The organism is Pseudomonas sp. BIC9C, from assembly GCF_034541995.1.
Taxonomy (GTDB): Bacteria; Pseudomonadota; Gammaproteobacteria; order Pseudomonadales; family Pseudomonadaceae; genus Aquipseudomonas; species Aquipseudomonas fluorescens_CC.
Genome location: NZ_JAWDGM010000005.1, coordinates 550,620 through 577,458 on the forward strand (window position 1 = coordinate 550,620; position 26,839 = coordinate 577,458).

The following is a 26,839-nucleotide window of genomic DNA, read 5'->3' on the forward strand; positions in this document are numbered from 1 at the left end:
AGGCATGTATTTCTGCCGTGCCTCATGCAAAACCCGTCCCCCGGGTTTTGCATGAGGTCATCAGCCCGCCTTACATCTGGCTGTTGTCGTCGCCGGGTTCGCCGCCAACATGGACGCCGCGATCGTCGCCCGGCTCGCCGCCGACGTGGACGCCGCGGTCATCACCCGGCTCGCCGCCGACGTGAACGCCGTGGTCGTCACCCGGTTCGCCGCCGACATGAACGCCGTGGTCGTCACCTGGTTCACCGCCGACATGATTACCGTGGTCGTCACCCGCTTCTGCATGGGTGCCACCGCGACCGGAGTTCGAACTTCCAGGGCCGCCATGACCTGAATTCCCATTCCCATGGTCGCTGCCACTGTGACCACTGTTGCCACCATGGCCTCCACCACTGCTACCGCCACCGCCGTTGCCGCCGTGGCCTCCGCCATTGCCACCGCCGTCTCCACCGTGGCCACCGCCGTTGCCACCGCCGCCGCTACCCCCTCCGCCGCTGCCACCGTGGCCACCGCCACCGCCACCGCCACCGCCACCGCCATCCTTAGCATAGGCACTCGATTCATGGGAAACGGAATCTGGTACCAAAACGATGGAAGCCGAGAGGACGCCGCCGATGGCCAGCGCCAGTAAACCTTTCTTGAAAAGCAGGTAAGTGTTCATCGTGCATTCTCCTGATGATTTGCCGCGAGCAGTGCCAACGCAGTCCGCGTTGCAAACCGGGAGCGGCAAGGGAGCAACCCGTCAGACTTACAGTCTCTCTTGAATTTTTCGTGTGGGATTTTTTCCCACGCATTGAAATTAGCCCTTTCTGGCTCAGGGTCAACCGGTATAGGAGAAAGCCGACCGACGGTTGGAGGCGCCATCGAATTATCGGGAGACGGCCAATTGGCCATGGAAAAAGGACGGGTGGTCGAGAGGCCTCTACCACGGGCGATTACCGAGACGTGACGACGGCTGGGACAACACCGGAATGGGGCGGGAGGACTGCCAGCACTACCAGTATCAGCTGATCAGCCTTTTCGATAGGGGGACAAGTCTGGAACATCCCGGTGCAGTTCTTGCGCAGCCGAAGGTCTTCAAACAGGCGAAGGACTCACCCTCTCCCCCTGCTTCCCGGACGAAGGCATCCAGCGTTTACGCAAATGTCCCGTGACTGCAGCCCGATTCGTTGAAGCCCGCCACAATTCAGCGGAGTTCGCACAAGCCAACGAACCGGCTGCACCTCTTTGATAGCTACCCCGGGACCGAGTTTTCTTGCGCACCGACACTGCCCGCCCTGCTGGCGACTGCAATTGCCACGCAACAAGCCAGCAACGAGAATGCGGCGAATGCACCCATCACATGTTGATAAGGCAGCACGTGATTCCAGGCTCGGGCCACCCCCAGGAAAGCGGCGAACAGCCAACCGCTCATGGAAAGTGCGCCCAACAACGCGAGCCGCATGCGGCCTGCACTGCGCAGTGCGACGAATGGAGCCTTTTGCAGCAGCGGGAAGCCGACTCGATGCAACAATGCACCGTTCAGGCTAAGCAGCGTGACGACAGTCACCTTGGCCCAGAGCTTCTGGTTGAGCAAATACGCGTCGCCTTCATTGAGGTACCCCTGGAGCACCAGCAACATTCCGCTTGCCCAAAGGGCCAGCAGTGCGAGGCTGACGATCCTCTGAGTTTCATCAATGTACTCAAGCCGCGCCTGGTCCAGTGTTTCCTTGCGCCAACTCCAAAGCTTGTGATCCGCCTGCAACACCCTCCCCAGGGCAATACAAGTAGCGAGCAGATGACCGTATACGAGAAGCATTTTGAGCATTGCCTTGACCTTATTATTGTTTGGGCGCTGCGTTCCCTGCTTCGCTGATTTTGAAAACTAATGATACGAATTAGCATTTGCGTTTTCAAGATAAGCTTTCATCAACATGTGCTGCACCGACCGCAGTGCAGTGGTCTTTACACATGGAGATGGTCATTGCTGTGAAGGATGAATGTAGCCGGGTCGCTGGCCTGCGCTGTTGGCGGCAATCAGGGGGGAGCGTTATGCCCGCCCCCTTTTGAAACAACTGTCTCGATAGCTCTATCTCATCACCCGCAATCAGTCGTCATGCTTGTGTTTGTGCTTATATTTATTCTTGTTCTTATGCTTGTAGTCGGAATTGCGGTGGTCGTCGTCATCGGCCATATTGTTGCCGATAGCACCACCTGCTGCGCCGCCCAGTCCGGCGCCGATCAAGCCACCGGTGGAACCGCCGACACTGTTGCCGATGACCTGACCGCCCGCTGCACCGAGACCGCCACCAATAGCTGATTCAGTCTTCTTACCGCTCTTCGCCGTCATTGCGCCTCCAGCCGCGCCGCCTACACCGGCTCCGATCGCGGCGCCCGTGCTACCTCCCATGGCCTGACCGACCACGCTTCCAAGGGCGCCGCCGACACCGCCACCGATAGCCGTGTTGGTGGCTTCACCAGCGAGGGAGTACTGAGAGACAAGAAGACTTAACGCTATGACGGAGAATGACTTACGCATCAAACAGACCTATAGAAATACACAAGAAAACAAAAGTCTGTTGGTAGGAAACAGTCAGGTCAACACATTTCCGGCTGGGCATTGATAACGATCTACTCACTGTAGGAGCGAGCTTGCTCCGGGCGGCGTTCCGACGATGGTCGTTAACGATGCCGCGTGTTTACTGACTAAACGCAGCGCTCTTGAGTCCATCGCGAGCAAGCTCGCTCCTACACTCGGATCAAACGCTAAAGTCAGGCATTTGATTGGCCATCGGCGGCGTGATGGAGACCTATGCCAACGCAGTGGGTTTTCCATTTAGGCTAGGCTGTCCTCACTCTTGGCGCACAGATGTAGCGGATGATCGGGGACCCATCTGGAAAGCACGGCTGGCATTTGCTGTATCGACCGATTCATTGATACAGGTCTAAACATTGAATGACCGCACCCTGATAATGATTTTCCAGTTTTTAGGTAGGCCTTAAATGACTTCACAGCTCTTGCAAGTTCACGGCCTCGTGAGTTTTACCCTTGCCATCCTCCTGCTTTTCCTCGGCAAAACCCTCGTCCAGCACAACGCCTTTCTCCGTCAATACTGCATCCCCGAATCGGTCGTCGGCGGTTTCGACTGTGCGGCGGTTACTTCCTTGCTCTACTTCGGCCTGAATATCCAGATCGAATTCGATCTGCAGGTTCGCGACACCCTGCTGCTCTATTTCTTTGCCGGCATTGGCTTGAAATCGGACATGCGCCAACTGCTCAAGGGTGGGCGCCCACTGCTGATCCTGCTGCTGCTCGCCGCGGTGTTCATTCTCCTGCAGAACTCGCTGGGCATGGGTGTGGCCAAGGCTTTTGGACTCGATCCCAAGGCCGGCTTGATGGTGGGCTCCATTTCCCTCACGGGCGGGGTGGGCACCACCCTGGCCTGGGCACCGCTTTTCGTCGAAAAACTGGGCATCGGTAACGCGCACGAACTGGGCATCGCCAGCAACACCGTCGGCCTGATTGCCGCGTGCGTCATCGGCGGCCCTATCGCCAACCGACTGATACGTCGCTATCAACTGACGCCATCCCGGGATGCGGACCTGGAAGTCGGCATTCTCGAGCAACAACCGAGCAAGCCACTGGACTACTACGACGTGCTCTGGGCCTGGATGTGGCTCAACCTGACGCTGATGCTCGGCTATGGGCTCAACCTGCTGCTGGTCGAAGCCGGCGTCACCTTGCCGAAATTTGTCAGTTGTCTGTTCGCCGGCATCGTCATTCACCACCTCGTTCTGGCCTTTGTGGGCGATCAACGACTGAAAACCTGGAGCGGTGCCAGCCTGGGCCTGTCGCTGATCTCCGATATCTGTCTGGGAATGTTTTTGACCATGGCCCTGATGGGGCTTCAGCTATGGCAACTCAGCGGCGCGTTGATGTTCATTCTGTGCGCATTGACCCTGCAGATTCTGCTGACGGTCCTCTATACGTATTTTGTGGTCTTCCGCTGCATGGGGCGCAATTACGAAGCCAGCGTGATTGCTTCCGGATTCGGCGGGATTGCCCTAGGTTCCACGGCGACAGCCATCGTCAACATGTCGACCGTGACGCAAAAGTACGGTGCGGCCCACCAGGCCTTCCTGATCGTGCCGCTGGTGTGTGGCTTTTTCATTGACCTGGTCAATGCCGTGATCATCAGTATGTTCAGTGGTCTATAGAGCCAATCGGACAGGACCAATGCCAAAAACACATGACTCTTTTGATTGAGGAAAAAACCAGCCGAAGTTGGATGATGTCCTGACAGGGGCCTAATCTGAACAGACACAACCTTGAACACGCCTCTTGAGACAGGGGAACCGGGATGACAGGACAAACTGCGCGCCGACGCTCGTCATGGATCCTGTTTTCCCTGCTCGTTGCCAACCTGGCGCTGCTGGCCGGATGTTCAGGCAAAGCCAGCACGGCTACGACTGCGGCTCAATCTCAAGCTCAAGTTCCAGCCTCCAACATCGGCTCAGTCTGCTTTGCAAAGGCACTCCCCACCGTCGGCGAGGGTGGCCTCGCCTGGGGCGACACTTTGGCCATCGCTCGCCAGAAATCCCTGAGTAATTGCATACGCTATGCCGGCCGATCCGGCGGCACACCGGGTACCTGCAAAGTGGTGTTCTCGGAATGTAAGCATTGATTGAGCGGTTTTTCGTTTCTGCGCCGCTTTTGCATTTCTGTGCGACAGATCCCACTTCAGGGGCTCCCGTTTCACAGGCTCGTGGTGTTAGTTTGCAAATGTTTCTGATCAAACGATCAGATATTTCTTACAAACCACCTGCAAAGGAATGCCCCCAGCAATGGATTTTTCACTCAAGCACCTGGCTGCGACCACCCTCATGCTCGCCAGCCTTTCATCGTTCACCAGCGCTGCCCACGCCAACATCACACCACAACAGAGCGCAATCATCCTGAAGTCCTTCAGTGATGCGTCGGTCAAGGATTTCAGGCAGTTCCTGGAAGGTTTGGCCAAGAGCGATATCGCCAAAACCGACGACCTCGGCCCGGCCATCCATGCGTTCCTCGACAACAAGTCGCTTACCGCTGAGCAGCAAAACCGGATACATCGTTTGCTTGGCCTCTATGCCCGGGTGAAATACGGCAGCGCAGCCACCGAAACCTTGAAGGAGCTAGTGGCTATTCCGACCGTGCGCGTGGACGGCGTTGCCCAGCACGACAATCCCGAATTCATCGAGATTGCCGAGAAGATCAAGGGCCTCGCCCAAGCGTTCAACCTGAATTTTCGCAACATCGACAACCGCGTCTATGAGATCTCCCTTGAAGGCACCGGCGATGAAGTCGTAGGCATTCACGCCCACGCCGATGTGGTGCCAGTGACGCCAGAGAACTGGGTGCTGCAGGACGGCACCCGCCTCGATCCGTTCAAGGTCACCCTGGTCGGCGATCGCATGTATGGCCGCGGCACCGAGGATGACAAAAACGGCATCGTGGTGGCGCTCTACGCCATGAAGATCATCAAGGAAGAGCAGCTGCCGCTGGCCAGAAACTTCAAGCTGCTGGTCGACACCACCGAAGAGACAACGGGCGACGCGATCCCCTACTACTTCGAACGCAATCCGACCCCTGACTACAACCTGGCGCTGGATGGTGGTTACCCGGTGGTGATCGCCGAGAAAGGCTACGGCACCGTCATGGCCAGCTTCGCCAAGCGCAACGCTGAAGACCAGGGTGCGGAAATCACCGCAATGACCGGAGGCCTGGCCACTAACCAGATTCCGTCGACATCGGTTGCGACCCTGGTGACGGACAAGCCCGCCAAACTGGCCGCCAGCCTGCAAAAGGCCGGCACCGAATATGCCAAGCGCAACGGCGGCAACTTCGAGGTGGCTGCCAGGGTCGACGGCAAGGACGTCAAACTGATAGTCACCGGCGTGTCCGCGCACTCCTCCGAGCCCGAGTCCGGCGTCAACCCGGTGGCCAGAATGCTCGACTTCATCAATAGCCTCGACGGCAAGGTGGCGCTCAAGCACAACCAGATCACCGACGCTGCCCGCTACGCTGCCGACAACTGGGGGCTGGATTACCTGGGTGGCAAATTGGGTGTCGGTTTCGCCGATGAGTTCATGGGCCCGCTGACCACGTCCCTGACCTATGTCGGGATGGATGACAAAGCCTTCAAGCTCGCGGTGAACCTGCGCGTGCCGAAGGGCAAATCCCCTGAAGCACTCAAATCCGAAATCGCCGGAAAGCTGGACGCCTGGAGCAAGAAGACCGGGATCGCACCGGCCTTCGACCTGTCGATTGCCGAACCGATGTACCGCAACCCCGAGGGTGAATGGGTCAAGGCCCTGCTCGCAGCGGCCAGCGAAAACCTCGGCATGGAACACAAGTTCGGCACCTCCGCCGGCGCCACGTCGGTGCACGAACTGCCGAATGGCGTGCAATTCGGCCTGGCCATGCCGGACGTCAAATACACCGGTCACAACGACAACGAGTTCAAGACCACCGGACAGTTCCTGCTGGACTTGCAGATCGTGACCGAGATGATGGGCCGCATCGGGCAATTGCCGAAACTTTGACCCCCTTCGGGCCCGCCCTCCTGGCGGGTCCGATTCTTGACCGGTTATGACGATCGACTGTCATCGTGGCGCCGTCCGCCAGCCAGCTCAGTTCTTCAATCGAACGGAATGCTTGAGCAGCGCAACGTTCGATAGGGGGCAATAACGGTGCATCTTCGGGTAAAGCCGGCGAATGTGTGCAGGCATGAATTCTCAAAATAAGGCTTGTTTGCCTGGAGTTCTACTCTGCCTGAGGCGCGTGTGAGGGTTGTTGGAAATGCAACTCGAATGTCTGGCCATTGGTCGATTGCTGCCGGTCACAATATAAAATCATCCACTGTGACCATGCCGAAAATGTGCTTTTTCGAGGGAGAAATGGCAGCGCTTTTAACTGGCTGGTTAACCAAACCAAGGGGTTTTTTATGGCTGATTTGGTCATACCTCTCCGATTTTCCCCATGGAATCCGGAAAAAAACACGAAAAAATCGGCGGTGCTCTCGACTAGCTTCCGACTCGCCGAAAAGCCAGTAACGACGCGGGCTGCGCCGCCAAAGATGGCAATGTGCAACCACCCATGAACACTGCCGTTGGTCAGTAAAATTGATCAAAAAATGAACGGAGACCGATTTTTCCGTTCAGAATACGCCACAGGTGACACGGGCTCTGCTCCTCACCTGACCCCAGAAGCGGAAGTTAAACCTCATATGCACCGAGTGCGAATGGGGGTTTTCATTACCTGAAAATGGAAGTGCCGAATGAAAAATAGTTCATTCGTGAAGCTCACTTTTATCTTGGCCGCGTAATGCCGCAAGATTAATTAATAGTAATGGATGAATCTTGACTGTAGTCAGCAACGGAAAATTCCAATTAATCCGTGCCGAGAGTCATGTTGATTCAACATTAGAACAAAGAGGCAACCATGGATCTTAGTATGTTTTCTTCGTCCACCGTGGAATATGTTCGTTTGGGCGTTGTGTATTTCCACCTTATCGCCTGCTGTGTGGCAATCGGCCTGGTCTTGACCAGTGACGTTGCAATGGTCAAGCAACTCCTGAAGGGAGATGCGTCAGGTCACCATGATGACGCGCACATGGAAAGCCTGCAAAAAACCGTAGTACTTGCACTTTGGGCGCTTTGGATTACGGGCATTGGTATTGTCGGGATCGATTATGCCGGCAAGGGGATGGAGTATTTCCTCAATCCAAAATTGCAGGCCAAAATCGGGATAGTTGTGTTGTTGACCTTTAACGGCTTCGTGTTGCATAGCGCTGTATTGCCGGCGCTGAAAAAAGCCGGTTCGTTACTTAATCTTTCCTTCAACCTGCGCATGCTGGCGCTGTTCTCCGGTGCGCTCTCTGCGGTGTCGTGGTTCTATGCCGCCATGCTCGGTGTGGGTCGTCCGCTGGCCTGGAAGTACTCGCTGGTCGAGTTGCTGGCAGCCTATCCGGTTCTCATCGTCGGTGGATTCGCGACGATGGTACTGCTCACCGCCTATGCAAAAAACAAAGGCACCGAAGGGCGTCTGGAGCAATCCACCTGGACACCAGCAAACGCCGCCCTGGCTTGATATTAAAGCCAAGTTGAATAAATAAATTCTTCTTTAGCAAATACATACCACTTTTAACTATTTACCAACTCTCAATTGAGGAAACCCAAATGAAATCCATGAAAGTTCTCTTCGTAGCCGCCGCGCTGACCGCTTCTTCCCTGGCCATGGCCACTGGTGGCGGTGATCGGACCTTCACTCGCATGGAGTCGGCCCGGAAAGTCTCGATGGAAGCCTTCCAGGTGGCCCAGAAACAGAAAGCTGAAGCCGCCGTAGCTCAAAGCAAAGCCAAGGCGACCGATCATGCCAACGGCTGATCTGTGCAGCGCGTCCCGAGGCCGGCAGACATGTGCGGCCTCAAGCCTCAAATGCTGCACGCAAGGTGCCGCTGTGTGGGTTTAACCGGGATCCTGGTTACAAGAATCCAATTCGTTGAATCACCCCGTTGAATCCACAGCCGTAAGCAACCTTTCGCGAAGGGCTGCTTCGGGTCCAGGCTGTCGCTACAGGCAACAACCGGCCCAATACAGGCTTTAACGCTCGCATGCGGTTATGCTCCGGGATAACCAGGCCCCCTTGGAACCACGCTTATGCCAGCCTCGCAAACTCGCCCCTCACCCGCGCCACTGCTCAAACCAGGAGAGACGGTGGTGTTGTTCGATGGTGTCTGCAAGCTGTGCAATGGCTGGGTGAGGTTCCTGATTCGTCATGACCGCCAGCGGCGCATGCGGTTGGCGGCGGTTCAGTCACCCGAGGGGCAGGCTCTGCTCGCGTGGGCAGGTTTGCCCGTGGATCAATTCGACACCATGGCGGTGATCCGCGACCGACACTACTGGGAACGTTCGGATGCATTTTTCGAAGTCATCGCCCAGTTTCCCGCACGCTGGCACCCCGTGAACCTGTTGCGCATCTTCCCTCGCACACTTCGAGATTGGGCATACGACCGCATTGCGCTTAATCGTTATCGGCTCCTCGGGAAATACGACACATGCCTGTTGCCGGATCCTGACCACGAACAGCGCTTTTTGAAAACACCCCTATGAACGCCATCAATTGACAGGTTGCTTTCAGCCAATAACGAACGCGGTTTCAGGTACTCGCAGAGTCACATTTCGACCTTTTTACGTTCGTGGCGAGAGCGCACGTACTGCGCCGTCGCTGCGATGCACCGAGCCACATCACGACCAAGCCTGCGTCCATGCAGCGACGCAGCACTTCATTGAACAACCAGCAAAACAGATCGCTGTCCCGAACGCGGCCCTTCAAATTCACGGCGACTACGCAAGCTCACAACGGCAGCGGCCGATCTTGAACGATCCGTTTCATCACCAGCGTCGAGGTCAGCCGTTGAACATTGGGCAATGTTGAAAGGCTCTCGTCATACAGTCGCTGAAAGGCCGGCAGGTCCCGGGCTATGACGTGCAGCAAATAATCCGGTTCGCCAAACAATCTTTGCGCATCGACAACCTGGGGGATCTCAATGAGCGCCGCCTCGAACGCCTCGACCGCTCGCCTGTCGCCCTCTCGCAGGGTGGCGAATACCATGGCGGAAAAGTTCAGACCGAGCGCGGCGGGGTCCAGTTGCGCGCGATAGCCCAGCAACACCCCGGACTCTTCCAATGCCCGCACCCGACGATGACAAGGTGAAAGGCTCAGGCCGACCCGTTCAGCCAGTTCAGTGACCGACAGTCGACCATCCTTTTGCAGCTCAGCAAGAATATTCCGATCTATTCTGTCCACGCAGTAAAACCTTCCAATCCGCAATGCCAGCACGACAATCTTTGAAAGATGATTCTAGCCGAGTTTCATTATTCTTCCTTCTGCCATAAACGACAGAGCCCTCCCAAAGAGGCGCGATCATGATTGACGGGAAGCGAAAATGAACAAAGCAACGTTGTATCAACGGGCGTGGGTGACGCCATGACCTTCAGTGTATTTGCCGCGTTCTGGGCGGTGTCGATTCTGTTCGTCCTTACCCCGGGCGCAGATTGGGCCTACGCGATATCCGCAGGCTTGAAGCATCGAGTTGTCATTCCCGCGGTGGGGGGACTGTTATCCGGCCACTTGATCGCCACGATGATCGTCGCCGCCGGTGTCGGCACACTGGTCGCCAATCACCCGCTGGCTTTTTCCGTGCTGACGGTGGCCGGCGTGGGTTATCTGCTTTGGTTGGGGGCCAATATGCTTGCACGCCCTTCCACACCGCACGCTGATGAAAGCCAAACGACCGACTCATGGGCTCGATGGGCGCTAAAGGGACTTTGCGTGAGCGGGCTGAATCCGAAAGTGTTTCTGCTGTTTCTGGCGCTCTTGCCGCAATTCACCGACACCACCGCGCCGTGGCCCGTGCCCATGCAAATGATTGCGCTCGGGCTGGTCCACACCATCAGCTGTGGAGTGATCTATCTGCTGGTCGGATTTGGCTCACAAGTCGTACTCCGGGCACGCCCTGCCGCTGCGCATCTGGTCAGCCGTTTGTCCGGAGTGATCATGATCATCATCGCGCTGGTGCTGCTGATCGAGCAGTTACGTGCCTGACCCAGATGTGGAGTCAGGAACAATTCAATATCGGATTTTGTTTTGCCAGACCTGCTGGGCGCGATTCAGGTTGGCGAGACATTGCGCCCCCAGAAGATCTTTGGTGGAAAACAGAGTCGCCTCCCTCAACGCCCTCAGGCCCAATGATAGAGTCCTGTTTTGAAAAAGGAGTTTCATCCGTGGAGGCTGGAAAAAAGAGTTGCCTCTATTGCGCGGAAGTCATCATGGCTGAAGCCGTTTTATGCAAGCACTGCCAATCCGATCTCAGGCAGAAAATACGGATTCCCCTTGGGGGCCCACTACCGTCAGACAAGAGAATGGGCCCTGTCGGCAAGGTCCTCGTCGGAATCATGATTGCCATCGCCTTGTACCTGGCTTTCGGCTTTCATGTCAGAGACACCCCGGAAGACAAGGACAGAATGCAGGCCCAAGATGCCGTCGAACGATGCCGCCAGGAAGTAGACAGCTACTCCGGCCCGGCGGTCGGGAAAAGCGTAATCGCCGAAGCTTGTCGAAAGCTGGAGGACGAATTCCGCAAGAGTTTTGGCCTCGCGCCATAGGAAAAGCCGATTACGAAGCCCGCCATTGAGCGGGCTTTTTTTGCCTTTGGTATCAGGCAGCAATCGGCCATAAGCAATATCAGTACTTCATTTTCTTATGGAGACAATCGTGGCTCTACCACCCTCCAGCTGAAAGGAAAACGATACATGGTCTCCAACCTTCAGCCCTTTCAGCTGATCTTGCGTCACTGAAAAGGCCATGGTCATCGGCGGCCATTGCACAGCAGGAACAGCGCCGTGAGCGAGGGTCACCGTATGCTTTGCAGTGTCCATGGCCTTGATCGTTCCCTCCGCGTTGGCGACTGCAGCCTGTTTTGTTTCCTGCTCCATCTTCATGCCCTCCATACCGTCCATTTTCATGCCCGGCATGTCCTCTGCCAGGGCAGAAAAAGACAGCGTAACGAAGGTGCCAGCCATTGCAATCAGGGTCAGTTTCATACGAGTTTTCCTTGCGGGGTATTGGGTTCAACCTGGACGTGTCGGCGACGCATCAGGCGATACGCTGCCGGAATGACAAACAGAGACAGTAAAGGCGCCGTGACCATACCGCCGACCATGGGCGCGGCGATGCGACTCATCACTTCGCTACCCGTACCGCTGCCCAGCAGGATGGGTAACAGGCCAGCGATGATGACGGCCACGGTCATGGCCTTGGGTCTGACACGCTGCACAGCACCTTCGCGAATCGCAGCCACCAGTCCGCGCTCAGTGCTGTCACCGAGGTCTTCACGTTCCGCCCAGGCGTTCTTCAGATAGAGCAACATGATCACGCCAAACTCGGCAGAAACACCGGCCAGTGCGATGAACCCGACCCCGGTGGCCACCGACAGGTTGAACCCCAGCAGATAGAGGAACCATGCCCCGCCAGTCAGAGCGAATGGCAGAGTGGCCATGATCAGCAAGGCCTCGTCGAATCGGGCGAACGTCAGGTACAGCAGCACGAAGATGATCAACAGCGTGGCCGGCACCACCAGTTTGAGGCGTGCGTTGGCCCTTTCGAGAAACTCGAACTGCCCGGAGTAACTCAGGCTCATGCCCGGTTGCAACTTGACCTGCTCATTGACGACCCGACGCAGATCGGCAACCACCGAGGCAATGTCCCGACCCCGCACATCGATGTACACCCAGCCGGAAGGTCGTGCGTTTTCGCTCTTGAGCATCGGCGGACCGTCGCTGACCTTGACCTTCGCCACCATGCCCAGGGTGATCTGACTCCCCAGCGGGGTATAGATCGGCAGTTGCTCCAGGGCACCGAGCGAGTCGCGCCACTCTCGTGGGTAACGTACGTTGATCGGGAAACGTGCAAGCCCTTCTATGGTCTCGCCGACATTTTCACCACCGATGGCACCAGCCACAATGGACTGCACATCGGCAATGTTCAGTCCGTAGCGGGCGGCGGCTTTACGGTCGATATCCACATCGATATAGCGGCCACCGGTCAGCCGCTCGGCCAGCGCCGAACTGACACCGGGCACGTCCTTGGCCACCCGCTCGACCGCCTGGGTGACAGCATCGATTTCCGCCAGATTGGTGCCGGCAACCTTCACACCGATCGGGCTCTTTATACCCGTCGCCAGCATGTCGATACGGTTGCGAATCGGCGGTATCCAGATGTTGGTCAAACCGGGAACCTTCACCACGCGATCCAGTTCCTCCACCAGTTTTTCCTGGGTCATGCCCGGGCGCCATTGCGCATGCGGTTTGAACTGTATGGTGGTTTCGAACATTTCCAGCGGTGCCGGGTCGGTGGCGCTTTCGGCACGACCGGCTTTACCGAAGACATGTTCAACCTCCGGCAGGGTCTTGATCAAACGGTCGGTTTGTTGCAGCAGTTGCGCCGCTTTCTGCGCCGACAATCCCGGCAAGGCCGAAGGCATATAGAGCAGGTCGCCCTCGTCCAACGGCGGGAGAAACTCGCCCCCCAAGCGAGACATTGGCCATAGCGCACTGACAAAAACCAATAGCGCCACCAGCAGCGTGATCTTTGGTCGACGCAAGACTGCGTCCAGGGCTGGCTGATAGATCCGGATCAACCAGCGGTTCAAGGGGTTCTGTTGCTCACTGGGGATTCGTCCGCGAATCCAGTAACCCATCAGCACTGGCACCAGAGTCACAGACAATCCCGCCGCTGCGGCCATGGCGTAGGTCTTGGTGAACGCCAGCGGACCGAACAGACGTCCTTCCTGCGCCTCCAGGGTGAACACCGGAATGAACGACAGGGTGATGATCAATAAACAGAAGAACAGTGCCGGCCCCACCTCTGCCGCCGCTTCGGTCATGACGTGCCAATGACGCTCCCCCTTCAGTTCTTCCCCCGGATTGGCCAGGTGCCAGGCCTCGATCTTCTTGTGGGCGTTTTCAATCATCACCACGGCGGCATCGACCATGGCGCCGATGGCGATGGCAATCCCGCCCAAGGACATGATGTTGGCGTTGATGCCTTGGTAGTGCATGACGATGAAGGCAATAAGCACCCCCACCGGCAGCGAAATGATCGCCACAAGCGATGAGCGCAAGTGCCAGAGGAAGATCCCGCAGACCAGCGCGACAACGATGAACTCTTCGAGCAGCTTGTGACTGAGATTATCCACTGCGCGGTCGATCAGCTTGCTGCGGTCGTAGGTGGTGACGATTTCCACTCCGGCCGGCAGACTGCCTTTCAGTTCGTCAAGTTTGCTCTTGACCGCCGCAATGGTCTGGCGAGCGTTCTTGCCGCTGCGCAAAATCACTACGCCGCCGACCGTCTCACCTTCCCCGTCGAGTTCGCTGATGCCGCGACGCATTTCCGGTCCCGACTGGATCGTGGCGACATCGCCGAGGGTCACGGGCACGCCACCCGCACCGAGCTTGAGCGGGATCGCCCGAAAGTCATTGAGCGACTTCAGGTAACCGGAAGCACGCACGATGAACTCGGCCTCCGCCATCTCCAGCACCGCACCACCCGTTTCCTGGTTGGCCTTGCCGATAGCCTCGGTTACCTCAGCCTGAGTGATGCCGAGGCTGGCCAGTTTGAGCGGATCCAGCTGCACCTGATACTGCTTGACCATCCCGCCGACTGTAGCCACCTCGGCGACGTTCGCGAGGGTCTTGAGCTCGAACTTGAGGAACCAGTCCTGAAGTGCGCGCAGCTGTGCCAGGTCGTGTCCGCCACTGCGATCCACCAGTGCGTATTGGTAGATCCAGCCCACCCCCGTCGCATCCGGCCCCAATGCCGGTTTGGCACTCGGCGGCAAGCGGCTTTGTATCTGACTCAGATATTCCAGAACCCGCGAGCGTGCCCAGTACAGGTCGGTTCCGTCCTCGAACAGCACATAGACAAAGCTGTCGCCAAAGAACGAGTAACCACGCACCGTCCTGGCACCCGGCACCGAGAGCATGGTGGTGGCCAACGGATAGGTCACCTGGTTCTCGACGATCTGCGGCGCCTGCCCCGCGAAGGGGGTACGGATGATGACCTGAACATCAGAGAGGTCCGGCAACGCATCGATGGGCGTGTTCTGCACCGACCAGATGCCCCAGGCCGTGACGAACAGCGTCGCCAACAACACCAGGAATCGATTGGCCACGGACCAACGTATGAGGGCGGCGATCATGGCTGGCCTCCGGTTTTTTCCAGGCGCTCGACCCGCAAGCCATCGTCAGTCTGGCTCACCGCGACCCGAACCCTGTCGCCCGGCTTGAGGCCCTGCATCAGCGCCGGATTGGCGAGTGGAAACGTCATCGTCATACCCGGCATGCCCAGCGTCTTGAAAGGACCATGGGCGATCGTGACTTCCTTGTCGTTGATCTCGACGATCTGCCCATCCGCTTCATGCAAGCCGGAGGCTGCTGCGCTGGGTAGCGACGCTTTCTCCGGGCTTGCGACAATGCCCTTCAGGCTGGCCTCCGAGTCGAGCAGGAACTGGCCGGACGTCACCACCTTCTGGCCAACTTCCAGACCTTGCAATATCTCCGTTTTGCCATCGCTTTCCTGCCCGGGCTGCACTTCCACCGGCCGGTAGCGGCCCGCGTCTTCGGCAAGCATCACCAAGGCACGTCGGCCTGTGCGGATGACGGTCTCGCTCGGTACCCACAACACACTGTGCTGCGTTGAACGGTTCAAGCGTACCTGCGCGGTCAAACCCGGCCTGAAGCGTCCGTCCGGGTTGGGCAGTTCCACCCGCACGCGAAGGGTACGGCTATCGGGATTGGTCTCTGGCAGAATGGCGCTGACCTTGCCATTGAGCTTTATCCCCGGGAAGGCTGGCAATTGCGCTTCAACCGTTTGCCCCACGGTGATGGTGCCTGCCTCCGACTCTGGAACGGCCACGGCCATCCAGACATTGCTCAAACCATTGACGCGAGCCAGCGTCTCGCCCGCTGCAACGGTCATTCCCGTCCGGACATTCAACTCCTGCAGCACACCACCCATGGGGCTGGTCAGCGTCAGATAGGGTTGGACCTTACCGCCCCGCTCCACCTGAGTGATCAGTGTTGCCGGCATCCCCGTGAGCTGCAGTCGCTGGCGTGCCGCAGCCAGCAAGTCAGCATCACCGCTGCGCTTGAGTGCAAGGAACTCGGTCTGGGCGGCGACCCACTCGGGCACCAGGATATCCGCCAACGCTGCGTTGGCTTTCAACACATCACCTGGTGCATGGGCGTAGACCCGCTCCACAAAGCCAGGCGTGCGGGCCTGTATCACGGCGACATCCCGTTCGTTGAATGCCAGGACACCGGTCACATCGAGACTGGAGTCAAAGATCCCGCGACTGACTGTGGCAAAACGCAGACCGAGATTCTGAGTCAGGCCTGGATCGATACTGACCGTCGCACGGTCGCTGCCGCCACTGGCGTATTGCGGGACCAGTTGCATGTCCATGAAGGGAGACTTGCCCGGCTTATCGAACTTTTGCTGCGGGTACATGGGGTCGTACCAATACAGCGCCTTGCGTTCGTCCGGTGAATCGGGGCTCTGCTGCGGGGCGGTAACGGGTACCTCGCTCATGGGCTGGTGAGCGAACCAATATCCACCGGCAACCCCCAATGCCAGCGAGATGCCTGCCAGCAATGCCCCGTTCCATATTTTCAGGATCATTGGCCGGACTCCCCATAAGCAAAATAGAGTCGCGCGCTGGTCAGCGCTCGCTGCTCTTCCACGTCGATCTGTTTGAGGCGGGCTTCGATGAGTTCACGTCGGGCGGCAACAACGGCATTCAAATCGCCTTTACCGGCACGATAACTGGCCATGCTGAGTTCGACCTTTTCCCTGGCCAGCGGCAACAGGCTTTGCTGGTTTCGCTGTACTGCACGATTCAGGCGCTCGTAGTCAGCCAGTTCACTCTCCAATTGCTGGGTATGCTCGCGTGACAGGGCTTCACGCTCGGCCTCAAGCTGGCTGAGTTCAGCCTGTCTGGCTACGATTCTGGGGTTTTGGCGAGTGTCAGGAAACAGCGGCAGATCCCAGGAAAACTGCACACTGACCATGTCGCCGAACTCACGGCCACGGTGCTGGTAATCCACTTCCCAGCTCCAGTCCGACTGTTTCTCCGACGCGGCCTCACGAACCTTGGCTTGCGCTTCGCGGGTCATCGGCGCAAACGCTGCCAGCTCGGGATGGTGCTGCAGTTTATGGGCGTAGCTTGAGGTATCGACAGGCCATTGCGGCAGGCTGCCCGCAGGCTTGTCGTTGGCGGCGGGACCGATCCAGCGCTTGAGGGCCGCTCGTGCTTGCGTTCTCTGGCGAATCAGATCGTCCTGTTGCTCCACCAGTTGAACCGCTTCCTGTTTGGGCGTCACCGCGTCGGCGGGTTGAGCGCGGCCACCGGCAATCTGCGCCCGGACGGTCTCGGTCAACAGGTGGTTTTCTTTGTAGAAGTCCTGGAATAGCGCATCCTTACGCTCGACCGAGTAGCTGCTGATCCAGGCCAATGCCGTGGATTGGCGAACGTTCAGACGTTCGACTCGACGCTCCGCAGCGGCTCGATCAACGGCCGCATCGGCAACTTCAATGCGCGCTTTGCGCTTGTCGCCGTTGGGCATCTCCTGCCTGACTCCGACCATTTGCATGGTCATGAAGTCCTGGTCGATGCTCCAGCGGTCCGGACCACCCACGGGGTAGTTCTGCAAACCCAGCAGCAGTTTGGGGTCAGGTAGTTCACCGGCTGGAATAGCCGCACTGCTGGCAGCCTGAATCTTCGCGTCTTGGGCCGTCAGCGACGGCGCATTGTTTTCCGCCAGCCGCAACGCTTCGTCGAGTGTCAATGCACCAGCGAAACTCGGCAATGCCAGTACGCTTGCCGCCAGGCCGGCCACGAGGGACCAGCCTGTGCAATAGCACTTGGAGTTCATGTTTACGATTCCTGTGATCATCCACTGCACGCATCAAAGGACACGCGCACAGTCATGCCATCCCGCTAAAACGGAATGACGCTCAATGTGGGGCAGGAATTAAACGCGAGGGGGTCGCCATACCCCGGACGGGGTCGATACAGGTACGGAATCGCTGATGAGGAAAAGCACTACGGGGCTGAACACGGTTACAGCTGGCTTGGAGATCGAGACTTGCAGCATACCGCCAGTCTTGCATTCCTGGCCCGGCTTGCAGGGTTTGCCGTGCTCTGTCGGGCTTTTCATATCGTTGCAGCAGTCCATCCCCATGTCGTCCATCATCGCCATGCCCATCGTCTTCATGGGGCATGGTTCTGTCGGCGCTTGAACGCCCGCCATCCCGCTGAGGGGAAGCGCCAGGCTGATCACGAAAATGAGGAAAAACCGCAGGTAGCGTTTCATGGGGTTGGAGTGTAGCCGTCGGAAATAGTACTAACAATCGATTGAACACAGGCTCTCGGTTGCCTTGCGCAAGGCGCCGATTGCGCGCGATATCAGCGAATCAGAATTAAGCCAGCATTACTGACAGGAAAATAGTTCGTCAGCCCGGCATCGGCATCACGTCGCACGGCCAACATTCAGGCTGCAGCCATTAATTCCATTGGTTATGTGGGTGAGGAGTATTCGTTCTATGGCGCGCGGCACAGGTGGCTAATCTACGGAGGTTGAGGGGGGCAACCTTCAGGAAGGTGCAGCCATATGGACGCAAATCCGATCGAAACCGACTACCTGATCATCGGTGCTGGCGCGACGGCCATGGCCTTCGTCGATACGCTGCTCATGGAAACGAATGCACGCATCGTGATGGTGGATCGACACGAACGACCTGGCGGGCACTGGAATGATGCCTACCCCTTCGTACGGTTGCACCAGCCCTCAACCTGCTATGGCGTCAACTCACGGGAACTGGGCAGCGGAACAAAAGACACGACGGCACTGAACGAGGGCTTGTATGAGCTAGCCTCAGGCGCCGAGGTGGTGAGCTACTTCGACCAGGTGATGAATCAGCAGTTTCTGCCGTCAGGTCGAGTCCGTTATTTCCCCATGTGCTACTACACCGGCGACCGCATTGACGACCACCGGTTTACCTCGCTGGTCAGCGGCGTAAACCATCAGGTCCGGGTGCACAAAAAGGTGGTAGACGCCACCCATGCCCAGACAGCCGTTCCCTCGACCCACCCGCCCAGGTACAAGGTGGAACCCGGCGTGCAATGCGTGCCACTGAACGACTTGCCGAAAATCCGCCACCCCTACTCCAGCTACGTAGTGGTGGGCTCGGGCAAGACCGGGATCGACGCTTGCCTGTGGTTGCTGCAAAACGGTGTTGCGCCCACAACAATCTGCTGGATCATGCCGAACGATCCGTGGTTGATCGACCGGGCCAACATGCAACCCGGCCTCGACAGTTTCGAACGAACAATCGGCGGCCTCACGGCACAGTTCGAGGCCATCGCAGCCGCAGACTCGATCCCGGACCTGTTCTCCAGGCTTGAGGCGGCGGGACAGCTCCTGCGCCTGGATACGTCCGTCGAACCCACTGCTTACCGCTGCGCCACCGTCGCTCAAGCGGAATTACGCGAGCTTCGGCGCATCGACAACATTGTGCGCCTGGGGAGAGTGCAAGTGATCGAGCCAACGCGCATCGTGCTCCAGCAGGGCAGCATCGCCACGAGCCCAAGTGCCCTGCACATTGATTGCAGCGCCAGTGCCATCCCGACACTCCCTGAAATGAAGGTGTTCGACGGCGACAAAATCAACCTGTTGATGGTAAGCAGCTGCCAACCCGTGTTCAGCGCGGCCTTGATCGCCTATGTGGAGAGCCACCTGGTCGATCAAGCGCAAATGAACTCACTGTGCATGATGGTCCCCCCGCCTCACGTCCCCACGGACTGGATCAGAATCTGGGCCGTCTACCTGGGTAACCAGCTACGCTGGGGAGAGCATCAAGGCTTGGCCCGCTGGATCAGGCAGTCGCGTTTGTACTTCATGACGGCGGTGGTCAGGGGCTTGCAAGAAACCGACACCGAGAAACTGGCACAGCTGCATCGGCTCTCTGTCAGCAGGCAGCAGGCTCAGGCGAGTTTGCCACAGTTGCTGGGGTCCATCGCTTGAATCGCAGGAAGCGCACATGAACGAGCCACACCTCGAACTGCTCGACATCAATGGCATCCGCATGCAGATAGCCACGCAAGGTAGCGGCCCGCTGGTCTTGCTATGCCACGGTTTTCCGGAGCTGTGGTACTCGTGGCGCAACCAGTTGGCTGCGCTGGCGGCCGCCGGCTACAGAGCGGTAGCGCCCGACATGCGCGGCTATGGCGGCACAGATGCGCCGGTCGAAGCCGACGCCTACACCACGCTCCACCTGGTGGGCGACATGGTCGAGTTGGTCAACGCACTCGGCGAACAGCAGGCGGTGATCGTCGGCCATGACTGGGGCGCGCAGGTGGCCTGGAGCGCAGCATTGATGCGCCCCGATCTGTTCCGCGCAGTGGTCGGCATGAGCGTCCCCTTCTCGCCACCGGCGCGCGTGGAACTCCTCAGCGCGCTTGCCTCGCGGGGTATCAGCGACTTCTACATCCAGTATTTCCAGACGCCGGGTGTGGCCGAGGCCGAGCTGGAAAGGGACGTCGAGTCGTCGATCCGGCGCATCTACTTCAGTGGCTCGGGCGACGGACCCGATTGGCCGGTGTTCGGCCGGCTGCAGCCAGGCCAGGGTTTCCTGGGGGCGATGATCGAGCCCGAAACCCTGCCAGCCTGGCTAAGCCTCGAGGATATTGCCTGCTACACCCGCGAATTCACCCGCAGCGGATTTCGCGGCGGCTTGAACTGGTACCGCAACATGACGCGTTCATGGGCACTGCTGGCACCCTGGCGCGGTTGCATTATCCGGCAGCCGTCGATGTTCATTGCCGGGAGCCGCGACGGCGTACTGAAGTTTCCGAGCTCCCCACGACAGATCGAAGCCTTCGCGCAGACTCTGCCGGAACTGCGCGGGTGTCATATCCTCGAAGGTGCCGGCCACTGGATACAGCAAGAGCGCGCAACAGAGGTCAATGAGCTGCTGTTGGGCTTCCTGAAAAAACTCTGAATGGCTTTAAAACTGGAGGGACCCATGAGCAATCTCATCGCCACCGACGAGCCACATGTAGCCGTTCGCCTCATGGTCAAGGTTTACGCCTACTTGCTGCTCGCTGGATTTGCGTTTGTTCCGGCCTATCTGATTGGCTACTTATACTTCTTTCAGGACCCCACGCTTATATTCGAGAATCACCTGTTCCATATAGTTGCGATCATCACAGCCACCTTGGCAGGCTCGTTTGTCACTTACGTAACGTGGCGCTGCTATCAGTCATCGGGAGATCCGCTGCTGCGATGGATGACGCTTGGTTTCCTCGGTTTTGTACTGATCTACGCGCTGCATGGTGCGTTCACCGGGCTTGCACACCACAATATCTGGCTCTTCCTGCTTTATGGACCGGCCTCTCGACTGGTCATGTCGATTCTGCTGTTGGTCGGATTGCTGTCGTACCACCGTCCACCTGATGCCGCGGACCAACGAATGAAGGCTCGCCCGTGGTTGACCTGGATAGGACTGTTCCTGCTGGTTGACCTGGCAGTGGCGTACGTCGCGAATTCGCCGATCGCCGGCAATCTCGCGGTGCGCCTCTCGATGGAGGGTGGTGCCCTCGTTCTTTCCACATTCACCGTGACAATACTCCTGCTGCGCCGTATCCGTTCGCCGCTGATGATCATTTTCATCATCTCGGTCACCGCGTTCGCGCTGTCATCTCTTGCCTTCATCCTTGCACGCCCGTGGAACCATATGTGGTGGCTCGCTCACGCGATCTTCGCCGGTGGGTTCTTCATGTTGAGCTATGGGGTGGTGCAAGCGTTCCTCACCACGCGGTCGTTTTCCAAGATCTACAGCCAAGAGGAGTTGATGGTGCGTCTTGCCGAAGCGATGGCGTATGCCGAGAGCGCCCTGCAGGAACTCCAGCGCACCAATCAAGAACTCGGGCACCTTGCGGCGACCGATCCACTGACAGGCGCTGATAATCGGCGTCGTTTCATGGAACGGGTCGAAGTCGAAATTGGCCGGACCAAACGCGGCGGTGCGCCCTTCTCCGTGTTGGCACTCGACCTGGATAATTTCAAGTCCATCAACGATCGCTTCGGGCATCAGGTTGGCGATGACATCCTGAAGAGTTTTGTGGAGAAATGCCTCGACTCGATCCGGCCGTATGACGGCGTAGCCCGAGTGGGCGGGGAAGAATTCATGATACTGCTACCTCAGACTTCACTTGAAGGCGCGCACGAAATCGCTGAGCGTCTGCGAAGCACCGTTGCAAACAGTTCTTTTCATGGCCTGCAGCGGTCAACCGTGGTCACAGTGAGCATCGGCGTATCGCAATCCGGTCGCGACGGCGACACCATCGAGGCAATTCTGCGGGCAGCCGATCAACGCCTGTATCACGCTAAACACGAAGGCCGAAACCGTGTGGTCACTACCTTCAAAACCAGCCTCCAGCCTCTGCCCTGACCATCGTCGTGAAGCCGCTGAAAGCGTCGGTACTTACCGTGAAAGCGGCCAAGGCTGACCGGCAGCTATGGATTGTGGATTCAACCGGTCGATGCAACAGATTGGCTAAGCCCGGGCGAGCGGACAATGATCCAGTCTCACAGGATCACTCAGGTAGGGCTGATTAACGTCAGCCCTACCAAGCGTCAGTGGGAATATTCCAGTCACTTACACTTTGCGCTGTCTTCCCGATCACTGATCCGCAGCACCCGAAACGGCGAAAATGTTGCAGGGCACTTGATACAGAACCTGCTCCGTCGTACTGCCCACCCATTTGCCCAGACCTTTGCGATGCGCATTTCCCATGACGATCACATCGGCGCGGTGATGCGCTGCGAAGTCGGCTAGCGCTTTGCCAGGCGGCCCTGCAACGAAGTGTTGTCGCTCAGTGGGTACGCCAAAGTGGTCGGCCAATACGGTAAATGACTTTTGCAGTGACTTGCGTACATCGCTGCTGAAGCCTGGCATCGTCACTGCACCAGCGCCTGCGTCGGATATATGTGTCAGCGATAGATCGTAGGCATGCAGCAGATGCAGCTCCGCGTTGCATTGCATCGCCAACCCGTTCGCCGCCTGGATGATGCGGTCGTTGATGCCAGTGATCTGAGTCTCGGGTTGTGACGGATCGACTGCCGCCACGACCACTCGCGGAAGTGGGCACCTGAGTTCGCTGACCAGATGCACGGCCACCGGACATTCGCGCAACAAGTGCCAATCCAGAGGCGTAATGAAAACGCGTTTGAGCGCTGACTCGTGGTGCACGTCCTTGATAACCAGATCCGGCTGCATTTCTGCCACATGCCGAAGTATTTCTTGCAGCGCGGTGCGCGTAACAAGCACTTCGGTACTCACTACGACTCCGCGCCCGCGGATCAGATCGGCCTCGTCCTTCAGCCACTTTTCGTTTTCTTGCTGACAGGTCTCACGAAAACGCGCACCGCCGCTCATCAAACCCAAGAGGCTGGAGTCTTCGATAAACACCGTGATATGCAGTGCTGCGCCAGTGGCTTCGGCAATGGCGACAGCTCGCTCCAACGCCGGGGTGTGACGCATGACTGGACTGGCTATCAGAAAGAGTCGTTGGTACTGGCTCATGTAACACCTCCAAACGTTCCGGGATATCGGGCTCCCCCAGCGCTCTCGACTGTCACACCACCGACGATTTGCTATCGCCTCAACTCTCTGGATCGACACTATCAATATACGCCTGGATTCCTTCGGCTCCCTGCTTGGACGAGTCGACTGTTTTCAACAGAATCGACCTGGAGCAGTCGGCGAACAGAATTATGGCAAATTAGTGGCTATGCTTGGTCTGCTATCGAAACTGATCAGGCAGTCCGGCAGGCTGCGCGGAAATGACCCGCAACGTGCCCTATGTCACCCGACTATTCTTCGTGAAGCATCCCGTTCAGGGGCGCAAATCCGCAACGACACTCGGGAAGACATGGAGCAAACCCTGCACCTGCAGGCGCAGGGTTTGGACTGGATCTGTCGGGATCACTCAGGATCGAATCGACTTTCGCTACGGTGCGGCTGGGCACTGCGAAAACGGAGATATGCTCACCCCAGACATGCTGGCCAAGGCCTGCACGCTCGCCAGAGGCGCAGAACGAGGCTGAGGAAATTGAAAGGAACAGAACATCTGGCAAAAGTGATTGCCGATGTTCAGTTCTACAATGGAGAGTGAGGAGAATCGTTACCTGAAACGATGATCTCAAACACAACAAATGAAAATGATTTCGTTTTATCGCCGAAATGTTAAGAGACTGCTTCCGAGAGTAAAAAATTTCACCATGAAATTAGCATCGCCAAATGCATTGCTTAGTGTCGAATAGTTGGTTGGCGTGACACTTAAGACGTATAGCTTCGGTAGCTTTTGCTTGTCTCGGGAGCTTCGCTCACGAAAACCAGCGTGAATCCAGAACAGAGAAAAAATTTGGCTAATGCTACGTGCGGTGTGTTCTCAGGTTCAGGTGTCGGCACAAAAGGTTAATGGGTTTCCGAATACCGCTTCTATTGGTCAATTTAGAAGGATTATGTTTGGAGATTGTGAAATGGATTCTTTCAGGAATAGAAGCGCCGCAAAGCAAGCCATACCCACCAGTTCAAATAAGCCGCGCTCGACCAAATGGCACCGCATGTACTTTTTTCTTGCGGGATTCGACGTGCTGGTTGTTGTGCTGAGCGTGCTATTGAATCACCTGATCGTCGATACCTATCACCGCTCCATCAAGGCAAACCAGTCGTGGGTCCAACAGCTGTCGAGCTATTCAACGCTGGGCAGCCTGGCTTCCACAGTCAATGCGCCGGGCAATAATGTGTTCGATACACATAATGTTGAAGCCGAATCGCGGAACATGAATGAAGCCTTGCGCGCCTTCAACGAGCATTTGGCAATGGCCAAAAAACAGTTGGAAGCACGGATCGCCAATGAGGCTGAACACAGTGCAGATATACAAGCCTTTACCCTTGCATTGAAGGATGAGTTGGGGGCAATTGATGCCGCGATGGTCGAAATGGTGAACGAGGCCTTGCTGATCTTTTCCTACTTCAGGGAGGGGCAGTCGGACAATGCCGGCAAACGCATGGCAACGATGGACAGGAAGTTTGCCCTGTTGCTCGCCTCGCTCAGTACCGTGCGGGATCGCGTTGGCCTGATTCAAAGCAAGCTCCTGGAGGAGGAGCTTGAGTCGGTCGAAGAACTGCGCCGGGTCGAATACGCGATCATGGTGTTCGTGCTACTGATGGTCAGTGCGGCCGTTATCTACGGGGGCAAGATCAGGCGCGAAATGGAGTCGCAAGCGGCCGAAAGGGAAGGTTATCTGGCAGTGCTGCGCGACAGCGAGAAGCAGGCCCGCCAGCAAGCATCGCTGCTGGACAAGGCCCAGGACGCCATTGTCGTTCACGGGATGGATAACCGCATCCTGTACTGGAACAAAAGTGCCGAGCGTCTCTACGGTCTGTCAAAGGAAGAGGCACTCGGCAAATCGGCACAGGAGTTGATCTACCAGGGTAGCGCCGCTTTCAACGCGGCCACTAACAGCCTGATAGAAACGGGTGACTGGGCGGACGAAGTTACACTTCGACGCCGGGATGGCTGCACCATCACGCTCGAAAGTCATCGAACCCTGGTGCGAGACGATGATGGCCAGCCGCAATCCGTTCTGTCGATCAATACTGACATCACCCACCGTAAGACCGCTGAGCAAGAGGTCCAGCGTTTGGCCTTCTACGATCAGTTGACCGGGCTGGCCAACAGGCGGCTCATGTTGGACCGGTTACAGCATCTGCTGGCGGGCAGCTCTCGTAGCCTGCATACGAGCGGGATAATTCTCATTGACCTGGATAACTTCAAGGCACTGAACGACACACTGGGGCATGACAGAGGCGACATGTTGCTGCAGCAAGTTGCTCTGCGCCTTTGCGGCTGCATACGCGAGAGCGACACCGTGGCTCGCCTGGGCGGAGACGAATTCGTCGTCCTGCTGGATGGCCTTGATGAGAATCCTCCAGAAGCAGCTATCCAGGCCAAGGCTATTGGCGAAAAGATTCTCAAGTCTCTGAACATTTCCTACCAGTTGGATGGATATGAGCACCACAGCACCCCCAGCCTCGGCATTGCGCTGTTCCAGGGGCAACTGAGCACAGTGGACGATATTATGAAGCGCGCTGACCTGGCGATGTATCGCGCCAAGGCGGCGGGCCGCAATACCATGCGCTTCTTCGATCCGGAAATGCAGGCGGTTGCCACGGCACGCGCCAGACTGGAAGTAGACTTGCGCCAAGGCTTGCAGGACAACGAATTCCTTCTTCATTACCAGCCGCAGGTCAATAGTGAGGGCCGTATCATTGGCGCAGAGGCACTGATGAGATGGCACAATCCTGAGCGCGGAGTCGTGTTTCCAGGCGAGTTCATTCCATTGGCAGAGGAAACGGGGTTGATTCTGCCGTTAGGCCGTTGGGCGCTGCAGACAGCCTGCACTCAGCTGGTTGCCTGGGCAAAGCATTCGGAAACCGCCCGACTGGGTATGGCTGTGAATGTCAGCGCCCGCCAGTTTCACCATCCGGACTTCGTCGAGGAGGTACTGCAAGTACTGAGATACACGGGGGCCGATCCGAAGAAATTGAAACTGGAACTGACCGAAGGCCTGCTGATAGAGGATATGGAAGGTACTGTCGCCAAAATGATCGAGTTGAAAGAGATCGGCATAGGCCTTTCGCTGGATGATTTCGGAACCGGCTACTCGTCACTGTCATACCTGAAGAGCCTTCCGCTGGATCAACTCAAGATCGACCAGTCCTTCATCAGAGATGTGCTGGTTGATCCCAACGACGCCGCCATCGCCTGCGCGATTGTGAGCCTGAGCCGGATATTGGGGCTTTCGGTGATTGCAGAAGGTGTGGAGACAGAAGCTCAGCGCACCTTTCTGGTCAAGCATGGCTGCCAGACCTACCAGGGCTTCCTGTTTTCCCCGCCACTGCCAGCCGAACAATTTGAGGAGTATGTTCACGAAAGATTAATGGTGAGCACTGATTTCCCACGGACCTAGACTAAATCGCCATAACTTCGTAGGTGCCTGGCAATCCAACACCTCCAGACTTTGATTTGCAAATTCGGTGGCGCCGTCCCGAACTCGCGGAGCGCGAGTTCGGAGTCTTCCAGATCGCCACGGATAGCGACGACCCTTAGACAGGCGCAGAGATAAA

The 26,839-nt window shown here is 57.5% G+C and carries 22 protein-coding genes; 12 read left to right on the forward strand and 10 right to left on the reverse strand.

Annotated elements, in window-relative coordinates:
* Positions 1 to 70: 70 nt before the first annotated feature.
* From RS887_RS23545 to RS887_RS23555, 3 genes are all read right to left on the reverse strand, one after another.
* A complete protein-coding gene (locus RS887_RS23545) occupies positions 71 to 661 on the reverse strand; it encodes a hypothetical protein (RefSeq protein WP_416340001.1) in 591 nt (196 codons plus the stop codon).
* 573 nt (positions 662 to 1,234) lie between these two features.
* Complete coding sequence (locus RS887_RS23550) at positions 1,235 to 1,807, reverse strand: hypothetical protein (RefSeq protein ID WP_322617249.1); 573 nt, start codon at positions 1,805 to 1,807, stop codon at positions 1,235 to 1,237.
* A gap of 279 nt (positions 1,808 to 2,086) precedes the next feature.
* Positions 2,087 to 2,518, reverse strand: coding sequence for a glycine zipper domain-containing protein (locus RS887_RS23555; protein ID WP_322617250.1), 432 nt, complete (start codon positions 2,516 to 2,518; stop codon positions 2,087 to 2,089).
* A 464-nt stretch (positions 2,519 to 2,982) separates the two neighbouring features.
* Here RS887_RS23555 and gltS point away from each other — a divergent pair, with 464 nt between their 5' ends.
* The 6 genes from gltS (at position 2,983) to RS887_RS23585 (ending at position 9,132) form a co-directional block, all read left to right on the forward strand.
* Positions 2,983 to 4,197: a sodium/glutamate symporter gene (gltS, locus tag RS887_RS23560; protein WP_322617251.1), complete on the forward strand. Its 1,215-nt coding sequence runs from the start codon at positions 2,983 to 2,985 to the stop codon at positions 4,195 to 4,197.
* A 143-nt stretch (positions 4,198 to 4,340) separates the two neighbouring features.
* On the forward strand, positions 4,341 to 4,664 hold the full coding sequence (locus RS887_RS23565) for a hypothetical protein (RefSeq protein WP_322617252.1): 324 nt from the start codon (positions 4,341 to 4,343) through the stop codon (positions 4,662 to 4,664).
* 160 nt (positions 4,665 to 4,824) lie between these two features.
* The gene (locus RS887_RS23570; RefSeq protein ID WP_322617253.1) at positions 4,825 to 6,564 is read left to right on the forward strand and encodes a dipeptidase; all 1,740 of its coding nucleotides are present in this window, start codon (positions 4,825 to 4,827) and stop codon (positions 6,562 to 6,564) included.
* Between the two features lie 898 nt (positions 6,565 to 7,462).
* The gene (locus RS887_RS23575; RefSeq protein WP_322617254.1) at positions 7,463 to 8,110 is read left to right on the forward strand and encodes a hypothetical protein; all 648 of its coding nucleotides are present in this window, start codon (positions 7,463 to 7,465) and stop codon (positions 8,108 to 8,110) included.
* 89 nt (positions 8,111 to 8,199) lie between these two features.
* Positions 8,200 to 8,406, forward strand: a complete 207-nt coding sequence (locus RS887_RS23580) for a co-regulatory protein PtrA N-terminal domain-containing protein (RefSeq protein WP_111288777.1) — start codon at positions 8,200 to 8,202, stop codon at positions 8,404 to 8,406.
* Between the two features lie 273 nt (positions 8,407 to 8,679).
* Complete coding sequence (locus RS887_RS23585; RefSeq protein WP_322617255.1) at positions 8,680 to 9,132, forward strand: thiol-disulfide oxidoreductase DCC family protein; 453 nt, start codon at positions 8,680 to 8,682, stop codon at positions 9,130 to 9,132.
* Positions 9,133 to 9,376: 244 nt separating this feature from the next.
* Here RS887_RS23585 and RS887_RS23590 read toward each other — a convergent pair whose 3' ends face one another.
* Positions 9,377 to 9,829 (reverse strand): Lrp/AsnC family transcriptional regulator, encoded by a 453-nt coding sequence (locus tag RS887_RS23590; RefSeq protein WP_322617256.1) that lies wholly within the window; start codon positions 9,827 to 9,829, stop codon positions 9,377 to 9,379.
* 180 nt (positions 9,830 to 10,009) lie between these two features.
* Between RS887_RS23590 and RS887_RS23595 the strand changes: the two genes are divergently transcribed.
* Both RS887_RS23595 and RS887_RS23600 read left to right on the forward strand, forming a co-directional pair.
* A complete protein-coding gene (locus tag RS887_RS23595; protein WP_322617257.1) occupies positions 10,010 to 10,627 on the forward strand; it encodes a LysE family translocator in 618 nt (205 codons plus the stop codon).
* A gap of 224 nt (positions 10,628 to 10,851) precedes the next feature.
* Positions 10,852 to 11,187, forward strand: coding sequence for a hypothetical protein (locus RS887_RS23600; RefSeq protein ID WP_322617258.1), 336 nt, complete (start codon positions 10,852 to 10,854; stop codon positions 11,185 to 11,187).
* An 87-nt stretch (positions 11,188 to 11,274) separates the two neighbouring features.
* Here RS887_RS23600 and RS887_RS23605 read toward each other — a convergent pair whose 3' ends face one another.
* From RS887_RS23605 to RS887_RS23625, 5 genes are all read right to left on the reverse strand, one after another.
* The gene (locus RS887_RS23605; protein ID WP_322617259.1) at positions 11,275 to 11,625 is read right to left on the reverse strand and encodes a copper-binding protein; all 351 of its coding nucleotides are present in this window, start codon (positions 11,623 to 11,625) and stop codon (positions 11,275 to 11,277) included.
* Positions 11,622 to 14,780, reverse strand: a complete 3,159-nt coding sequence (locus RS887_RS23610; protein ID WP_322617260.1) for an efflux RND transporter permease subunit — start codon at positions 14,778 to 14,780, stop codon at positions 11,622 to 11,624. Before RS887_RS23610 ends, RS887_RS23605 begins: the two co-directional genes overlap by 4 nt.
* Positions 14,777 to 16,261, reverse strand: coding sequence for an efflux RND transporter periplasmic adaptor subunit (locus RS887_RS23615; protein ID WP_322617261.1), 1,485 nt, complete (start codon positions 16,259 to 16,261; stop codon positions 14,777 to 14,779). The genes RS887_RS23610 and RS887_RS23615 overlap by 4 nt, the downstream gene beginning before the upstream one ends.
* Entirely contained in the window at positions 16,258 to 17,514 is a 1,257-nt protein-coding gene (locus RS887_RS23620; RefSeq protein WP_322617262.1) for a TolC family protein, read from the reverse strand. Before RS887_RS23620 ends, RS887_RS23615 begins: the two co-directional genes overlap by 4 nt.
* Before the next feature lie 99 nt (positions 17,515 to 17,613).
* Entirely contained in the window at positions 17,614 to 17,955 is a 342-nt protein-coding gene (locus RS887_RS23625; protein ID WP_322617263.1) for a hypothetical protein, read from the reverse strand.
* 297 nt (positions 17,956 to 18,252) lie between these two features.
* Between RS887_RS23625 and RS887_RS23630 the strand changes: the two genes are divergently transcribed.
* The 3 genes from RS887_RS23630 to RS887_RS23640 are packed head-to-tail and all read left to right on the forward strand — an operon-like array spanning position 18,253 to position 22,093.
* Entirely contained in the window at positions 18,253 to 19,665 is a 1,413-nt protein-coding gene (locus RS887_RS23630) for an FAD/NAD(P)-binding protein (RefSeq protein WP_322617264.1), read from the forward strand.
* A 16-nt stretch (positions 19,666 to 19,681) separates the two neighbouring features.
* Entirely contained in the window at positions 19,682 to 20,641 is a 960-nt protein-coding gene (locus tag RS887_RS23635) for an alpha/beta hydrolase (RefSeq protein ID WP_322617265.1), read from the forward strand.
* Between the two features lie 24 nt (positions 20,642 to 20,665).
* On the forward strand, positions 20,666 to 22,093 hold the full coding sequence (locus tag RS887_RS23640) for a GGDEF domain-containing protein (protein WP_322617266.1): 1,428 nt from the start codon (positions 20,666 to 20,668) through the stop codon (positions 22,091 to 22,093).
* A gap of 231 nt (positions 22,094 to 22,324) precedes the next feature.
* Here the strand turns inward: RS887_RS23640 and RS887_RS23645 are convergent, their stop codons facing one another.
* Entirely contained in the window at positions 22,325 to 23,227 is a 903-nt protein-coding gene (locus tag RS887_RS23645; RefSeq protein ID WP_322617267.1) for a universal stress protein, read from the reverse strand.
* A gap of 959 nt (positions 23,228 to 24,186) precedes the next feature.
* Here RS887_RS23645 and RS887_RS23650 point away from each other — a divergent pair.
* Positions 24,187 to 26,682: a putative bifunctional diguanylate cyclase/phosphodiesterase gene (locus tag RS887_RS23650; protein ID WP_322617268.1), complete on the forward strand. Its 2,496-nt coding sequence runs from the start codon at positions 24,187 to 24,189 to the stop codon at positions 26,680 to 26,682.
* Positions 26,683 to 26,839: the final 157 nt, after the last annotated feature.

Excerpts from the sequence above, each read along its gene's own strand:
- RS887_RS23630 (WP_322617264.1), top strand. The coding sequence starts at position 18,253 with ATGGACGCAAATCCGATCGAAACCGACTACCTGATCATCGGTGCTGGC.
- RS887_RS23635 (WP_322617265.1), top strand. The coding sequence starts at position 19,682 with ATGAACGAGCCACACCTCGAACTGCTCGACATCAATGGCATCCGCATG.
- RS887_RS23575 (WP_322617254.1), top strand. The coding sequence starts at position 7,463 with ATGGATCTTAGTATGTTTTCTTCGTCCACCGTGGAATATGTTCGTTTG.
- RS887_RS23610 (WP_322617260.1), bottom strand. The coding sequence starts at position 14,780 with ATGATCGCCGCCCTCATACGTTGGTCCGTGGCCAATCGATTCCTGGTG.
- RS887_RS23640 (WP_322617266.1), top strand. The coding sequence starts at position 20,666 with ATGAGCAATCTCATCGCCACCGACGAGCCACATGTAGCCGTTCGCCTC.
- gltS (WP_322617251.1), top strand. The coding sequence starts at position 2,983 with ATGACTTCACAGCTCTTGCAAGTTCACGGCCTCGTGAGTTTTACCCTT.
- RS887_RS23550 (WP_322617249.1), bottom strand. The coding sequence starts at position 1,807 with ATGCTCAAAATGCTTCTCGTATACGGTCATCTGCTCGCTACTTGTATT.
- RS887_RS23600 (WP_322617258.1), top strand. The coding sequence starts at position 10,852 with ATGGCTGAAGCCGTTTTATGCAAGCACTGCCAATCCGATCTCAGGCAG.
- RS887_RS23580 (WP_111288777.1), top strand. The coding sequence starts at position 8,200 with ATGAAATCCATGAAAGTTCTCTTCGTAGCCGCCGCGCTGACCGCTTCT.
- RS887_RS23615 (WP_322617261.1), bottom strand. The coding sequence starts at position 16,261 with ATGATCCTGAAAATATGGAACGGGGCATTGCTGGCAGGCATCTCGCTG.
- RS887_RS23565 (WP_322617252.1), top strand. The coding sequence starts at position 4,341 with ATGACAGGACAAACTGCGCGCCGACGCTCGTCATGGATCCTGTTTTCC.
- RS887_RS23585 (WP_322617255.1), top strand. The coding sequence starts at position 8,680 with ATGCCAGCCTCGCAAACTCGCCCCTCACCCGCGCCACTGCTCAAACCA.
- RS887_RS23605 (WP_322617259.1), bottom strand. The coding sequence starts at position 11,625 with ATGAAACTGACCCTGATTGCAATGGCTGGCACCTTCGTTACGCTGTCT.
- RS887_RS23555 (WP_322617250.1), bottom strand. The coding sequence starts at position 2,518 with ATGCGTAAGTCATTCTCCGTCATAGCGTTAAGTCTTCTTGTCTCTCAG.
- RS887_RS23645 (WP_322617267.1), bottom strand. The coding sequence starts at position 23,227 with ATGAGCCAGTACCAACGACTCTTTCTGATAGCCAGTCCAGTCATGCGT.
- RS887_RS23625 (WP_322617263.1), bottom strand. The coding sequence starts at position 17,955 with ATGAAACGCTACCTGCGGTTTTTCCTCATTTTCGTGATCAGCCTGGCG.
- RS887_RS23650 (WP_322617268.1), top strand. The coding sequence starts at position 24,187 with ATGGATTCTTTCAGGAATAGAAGCGCCGCAAAGCAAGCCATACCCACC.
- RS887_RS23595 (WP_322617257.1), top strand. The coding sequence starts at position 10,010 with ATGACCTTCAGTGTATTTGCCGCGTTCTGGGCGGTGTCGATTCTGTTC.
- RS887_RS23570 (WP_322617253.1), top strand. The coding sequence starts at position 4,825 with ATGGATTTTTCACTCAAGCACCTGGCTGCGACCACCCTCATGCTCGCC.
- RS887_RS23545 (WP_416340001.1), bottom strand. The coding sequence starts at position 661 with ATGAACACTTACCTGCTTTTCAAGAAAGGTTTACTGGCGCTGGCCATC.
- RS887_RS23620 (WP_322617262.1), bottom strand. The coding sequence starts at position 17,514 with ATGAACTCCAAGTGCTATTGCACAGGCTGGTCCCTCGTGGCCGGCCTG.